General features: G+C 70.4%; 3 protein-coding genes. All 3 read right to left on the reverse strand.

Annotated features, from left to right (window positions below):
- Window positions 1–1611: type IV secretion system protein (locus ACFFNX_RS41285; RefSeq protein WP_378211635.1), on the reverse strand; the 1611-nt coding region annotated here is incomplete at its 3' end.
- Between the two features lie 86 nt (window positions 1612–1697).
- Complete coding sequence (locus ACFFNX_RS41290) at window positions 1698–4226, reverse strand: ATP-binding protein (protein ID WP_378211636.1); 2529 nt, start codon at window positions 4224–4226, stop codon at window positions 1698–1700.
- Between the two features lie 97 nt (window positions 4227–4323).
- The coding region (locus tag ACFFNX_RS41295) for a MinD/ParA family ATP-binding protein (RefSeq protein ID WP_378211637.1) at window positions 4324–5276 on the reverse strand (953 nt) is incomplete at its 5' end.

Here is a 5276-nt window from a genome sequence, read left to right on the forward strand (position 1 = left end):
CCGCCGCTCGGACCCGGCCGGGGCGCCGCCGGCCTGCTCGCCGTCGCGCGCGTCGTCGATCATGACGAGGCTCGGCGCCGTCGTCGTGGCTCCGGTCTCCCGCTTCGCCCCCCAGCGGCCGAACCGATAGCCCGCGGCCCCGGGCACCGCCGCCGTGGCGACCGCGGTGGTCCGCTTGCGCGTCTCCCGTACGGCCTGCTCGAGATGCTCCTCGCTCCTGCGTGAACCCACGGCCGAGTAGCCGACGGCGGCGAAGAGATGCTGGAACGGCTTGCGGTAGATGAACGCCGCGAGCGTCACCAGGGAGATGAGCAGGATCTGCAAACCCCACGGCAGGCTCTCCGCCATGACGAGGCCGTAACACCACAGCAGCAGGGCGAGCACCCCGATCAGCGCCGCCTGTTTCAGCAGCGTCGACAGCAACAGCTCGAACCACCGGATGGCGATGACCCGCCCGATCCCCGGATGGATGCCGATCCCCAGGAAGATCGGCCCCGCCACCAACAGGAGCAGGAACGATATCTTCAGCACCATCAGCATGACCGCGATGATGAGGACGAGCAGGCCGGCGACGAGCGCCGCGAGCAGTGCACCGAAGGAGACCGCCAGGCGCGATGTCCAGTTCTTCCCTTGGAAGAGCGGATAGACGCCGGGATAGTTGTCCTTGATGTTCTTGGTGACGGCCTTGTAGTCATCCGCCTTCTGGTTGATGTCCGGCTTCTTGCCCGAGTAGGTCTCGCTGAGGTCGACCGCCTGCGACGACAACAGCCTCGCGCCGTTGTCCTGCACGATCTTGCTCTTCGCGTCGTCGGTGCCGAACTCGCCCATCAGCCACGGCTTGCAGACCAACGTCACCCACAGGCCGTTGGCGTTACGCGTCACCGCGTCGTTCTGCACCGCCTGCTGCGCCGCGGGCCCGCCGGGGATACAGGCCGAGGCGTTGGCGTTGCTCTGTGGCAGCGCGGCGTTGAAGGCCGCCGTCGCGCCGTTGGACACTTTCGTGCCGAGCGTCGTGAAGTCGCTGGGTCTGCCGATCAGCCAGACGAGGGCCACCATCGCCATGACCATCCAGATGGTGCCCTCCGCGACCCGGCTCGCTCGTCGCCGGATCAGTCCCCACCAGGCCAGCCACAACGCGCCGAGGATGACCACCCACGACCAGTACTTGGCGCCGAAGGTGTTGCCCATGCCCTTGATGACACCGTCGACGGTCTTCTTCAACCAGCCGAGCAACGACTCCGAGGCCGCCGCCTGGTAGATGGTGATGGTCGTCCGGTCGAAGGCCTTCGCCAGTGTGAAGACCACGTTGGAGATGGAGTTTCCCACCATCGCCATGGCGTCCGAGCAGCCCATGTCGACGGCGTGCCACGACTGACCCTCGGTGCCGTAACGGTCGTAGTAGGTCAGCCGTTCCGACGGCGACTTCTGCAGCTGCTGGCTGGGGTAGTCGGGGGGCTTGACCATGCCGTCGATGCCGGACCCGTACTCCTCCGGGGAGGGATGGTCGGCCGGCGAGCAGGCGTCGTTCGGATTCGATCCCGGCGCCGACGGAAGGGGAGGAGCCGGTGCCGCGCTGGCGACGCCGAGCGGGCTGAGGACGAAGACGGCCATCAGGCAGAGGATGAGAAGCGACCTGCGCTTCCGTCGGGGTTTTTTGGGCCCCGTCGCCTTTCGCCGGCGGCGGGTGGGGGGCACCCTCATCGCGGGACCTCCTGGGTGGCTTCGGTCGCCGGGTCGTGCGAAGCGTTGTGCGGGCCGGGGGGCGACCCGTTCTCACCGCGGCCGTCCGGGGCCGCGGTCTCTCCGGGCTTGGAGCGCGTGGGGTTGGTGTCGAGCCAGCGAAGAAGCTCGTCGGAGACGAGGTCGACCCCCATGCGGCCCGCGCGGCCGTCGAGGTCGCGGAAGATGCACTCGCCGTTGCCGAGGTTCCGCAGGACCGCCCGGTGCTCGTCGGAGTTCTCCACGCCGAGCAGGGCCATCACGTTGCCGACCTCGTTGCGCTCCGTCGAGCGGAACGAATAGACCGACGACAGGCAGTTCGTCACCTGTTCATTCAAGAGGTCCCCGGCGTTCTGTGAGACCAGGATCAAGGCGGTGTTCCGGGATCGCCCCATACGTGACACTTCGGGGATCAGCTTGGCGCCCTCCGGCGTCTGGGTGATCGCCCATGCCTCGTCGAGGAAGATGGCCTTCGGCAGGTGACGGTCGAGGCCGTGCATCAGCCGCCGCGCGAACTGCGACACGAGGTACATCAGTGCGACCGACAGCCGCTGCTCGTAGGAGTAGTCGTCGCGGTTGATGGCGACGTCGGGCAGGGTCAGGCCGCCGAGGGTGAACACCGTGGTCCACCCGGCCGTGTCGATGCGCTCGCCGCCGGACGGGTCGAAGCACAGCCGCGCGAGCCGCATCTCCGACATCGAGCGCAGCACGGCGCCGAGGTTCTTCGACGCCGGGTCGTCGGAGGCGTCGAGATAGTCGACGACCTTGCCGAGCGAGGGCTGCGGCTGGTTGGCCACCGCGCCCACGGCCTGGATCATCGCCGACTCGCGCTCCTCCGACATCCGCGGCAGCAGCAGCCGCAGCGTCTCGGTCGCCATGGTCTTCTTGGCCGCGAGGTCGTCGCCGAAGCTGAACGGGTCGAGCAGGCCCGGCGCGGCCGAGCCGAGCGGCAGCACGCGGGCACGACGGCCGCGTCGTCTCAACAGCTCGACCAGGGACTCCGCGTCGCCCTTGGGGTCGATCGCGGCGACCGTGACCCCGCGCAGCGCCATCTGGTAGATCAGCAGCAGCGCCAGCGTCGTCTTCCCGCCGCCGGGCTCGCCGGTGATCGCGACCGCGGTGGGCCGGTTGCGGGCGGCGGCCACGAGCGGGTCGAAGTGCACCACCGAGCGCGCGCGGCCGAGGGTCTCGCCGATGTAGGGGCCGACCCATCCGGCGGAGTTCTCGTCGAGCCGGTCGCCCAGGTCGACCGTTGCGGTGGGCATGCCGCCGGCGATCGTGCGCAGCGGCTGCCGCTGCGCGTAGGCGTTGACCCGGATCCGGTCGCCGGGCAACGACTCGCAGAACAGGGAGAACTGGTCGCCGGTCGAGCACACGATGTCGATGCCGAGGTCGCGGTAGTGCTCGACCACGGCGTCGACGCGTTGCTGGAGGAGCTCCTCGGTCGGCGCCGAGACGATCAGCCGGTGCCAGCCGTACACGAACGGCAGCCGCTCCTTGGTGATGCCGTGCTCGAGCATGCGGGCGGCGTCGATCTGCTCGGCCAGGGCGATGGGCGCCTCGGCGCCGGCCTCACGGATGTGCTGGTCCATGTCGCGGGCGTGCGCGAGCTTGCGCGACACGTCCTTGGAGGCCTTCGCCGGCGGGACGAGCTTCATCCGCGCCGACACCTCGACCGGGAACGGCAGCGCGTCGGCGAAGTGCAGCCACGGTTCGCCGTCGGGGAACGGCATCAGGTCCGGGAACCGGGCGAAGGACAGGTAGGCGGCGTACGACGAGCCGACCGGCTGCTCCATCCGCAGGTAGGACCGGCCGTTGATGATCGCCCCCTCGACCAGGGTCTCGATCTCGCCGGCGCCCCAGGTGCGGCGCGGCGTGGCCGACGGCGGCGGGTCCGTGAGCGCCCCGCTGGCGGCGTGCTGGAACAGCCAGGCGACCTCGGTCGAGGACGCGTGCCGCGCGTACAGCGCGCTGCCGCTGAGCGCCCGGCCGATCCGCTCCGCCTGCTCGGTCCAGCGCCCGATCTCCTTGGCCGAGATCGCGTCGTCGTGCAGGCCGAGTGCCTCTTCGCTGCGCTTGTAGAAGCCGAACAGCTGGCGGAAGGCTCCCCCGGACAGCTGTGCGCCGACCCCGCGGGGGCCGAGCCGCACGCCGAGGTAGACCTCCTTGGTCCAGAAGTCCTTCGACCAGACGTGCGCGTACATCTCCTCGAGGTAGTCGCGCCAGCCCGGACCGCCGTCGGAGGTCTGGTCGAGCGCCAGCGCCCACTCGGCCGCGGGGTAGGTGCGGTGGGCGATCCGCAGATGGATCTCGGCGTCCTGCATGCGGATGCCGGCCATCGCGATGGTGATGTTGGTGGCGAGGGCCTCGCGTTCCTCGGCCGTGGTGAACTCGTACGACACCGTCGGCAGCCGGAAGTACGCCCACGCCGCGTTGTCGGTGAGCAGGATCCGGTCGTCGAAATACCGCACGGCCAGCCTGCTGCGGACCTTGGACGTCCTACTCATTCGGTGGCTCCCCGCTCCTTACTCACTCCGCGGACGGACAGGTGTTTCGGCCACACGGTCTTCGGCCGCGCTCTGCACGCACCGCCTGGCGACGGGCTCATCGCGAGGCCTCCTGCCGTGGGTAGCGGTCGGGTACCTGGACGAGACCGCCGGCGACGACGCCGCCGAGCGCAATGTAGGCCTTCCGGGTCGAGGCGCGCAGAGCGCGCAGCTCGTTGCGCGGTGCCCGGTCGAGGCTGAGATGGTCGTCCCAGGGGATGCGCACGAGCGCCCGGCAGCGGCCGCGCGCGACCGACTCGGCCTGCTCGACGTCGTCCATGCTGCGGCGGCTCACTCCGTTGATCACCGTGACGGCCTTCGAGCGCAGGTCCTCATACCCGTGCCCGTCGAGCCACTCGAACGTCATCGCGACCGCCCGCGGCGCGTCGGAGCTGGCCGGGGCGACCAGCACGATCTGGTCGGCGTACGGCAGCACCCGGGCGACGACCGCGGCCGCGGCGTCGAGCAGCGTGATCGCGTAGAAGCGGTCGAGCGTGCGCATCGCGAGCGCGTAGTCGCGGTCGTCGAGGGCCTGGACCGGGTTCTTGCCCGCCGCGACCACCTCCAGCCCGGACTTGGCCACGGAGGTGTAGCGGCGCATCATCTGGTAGCCGGTGACCTGCTCGGCGTGTGTGATCAGCGACGTGAGCGTCTCACGGGTCTCGCTGCGGGTGCGCCGTGCCATGGCCCCGGAGCCGGGGTTGACGTCCACCGCCACGATGCGGTCGCCGCGGTGCTGGGCGAAGGTGTGGCCGAGCATCAGCCCGGTCACCGTCTGCCCGGCACCGCCGGTGCAGCCGAGGACGACGACCCGGCGCGCGCCCTCGAACGCGGTGCGCACCCGCTGCTCGTAGTCGCCGTCTCCCTGACCGCCGCCGGAGAAGATCCGGCGGATCCCGCGGCTCTCGTCGTCGCGGCCCTCGTGTTCGGGCGCGGGCGAGGGGATCGGGCCGGGCCGCACGGGTGAGGCCGGGCCGGAGCGGACGCCGCGCGCCGGCGACTCGGGCGGCG

Source organism: Actinoallomurus acaciae (genome assembly GCF_042429965.1).
In the GTDB taxonomy this organism is placed as follows: Bacteria; Actinomycetota; Actinomycetes; order Streptosporangiales; family Streptosporangiaceae; genus Actinoallomurus; species Actinoallomurus acaciae.

Excerpts from the sequence above, each read along its gene's own strand:
- ACFFNX_RS41290 (WP_378211636.1), bottom strand. The coding sequence starts at position 4,226 with ATGAGTAGGACGTCCAAGGTCCGCAGCAGGCTGGCCGTGCGGTATTTC.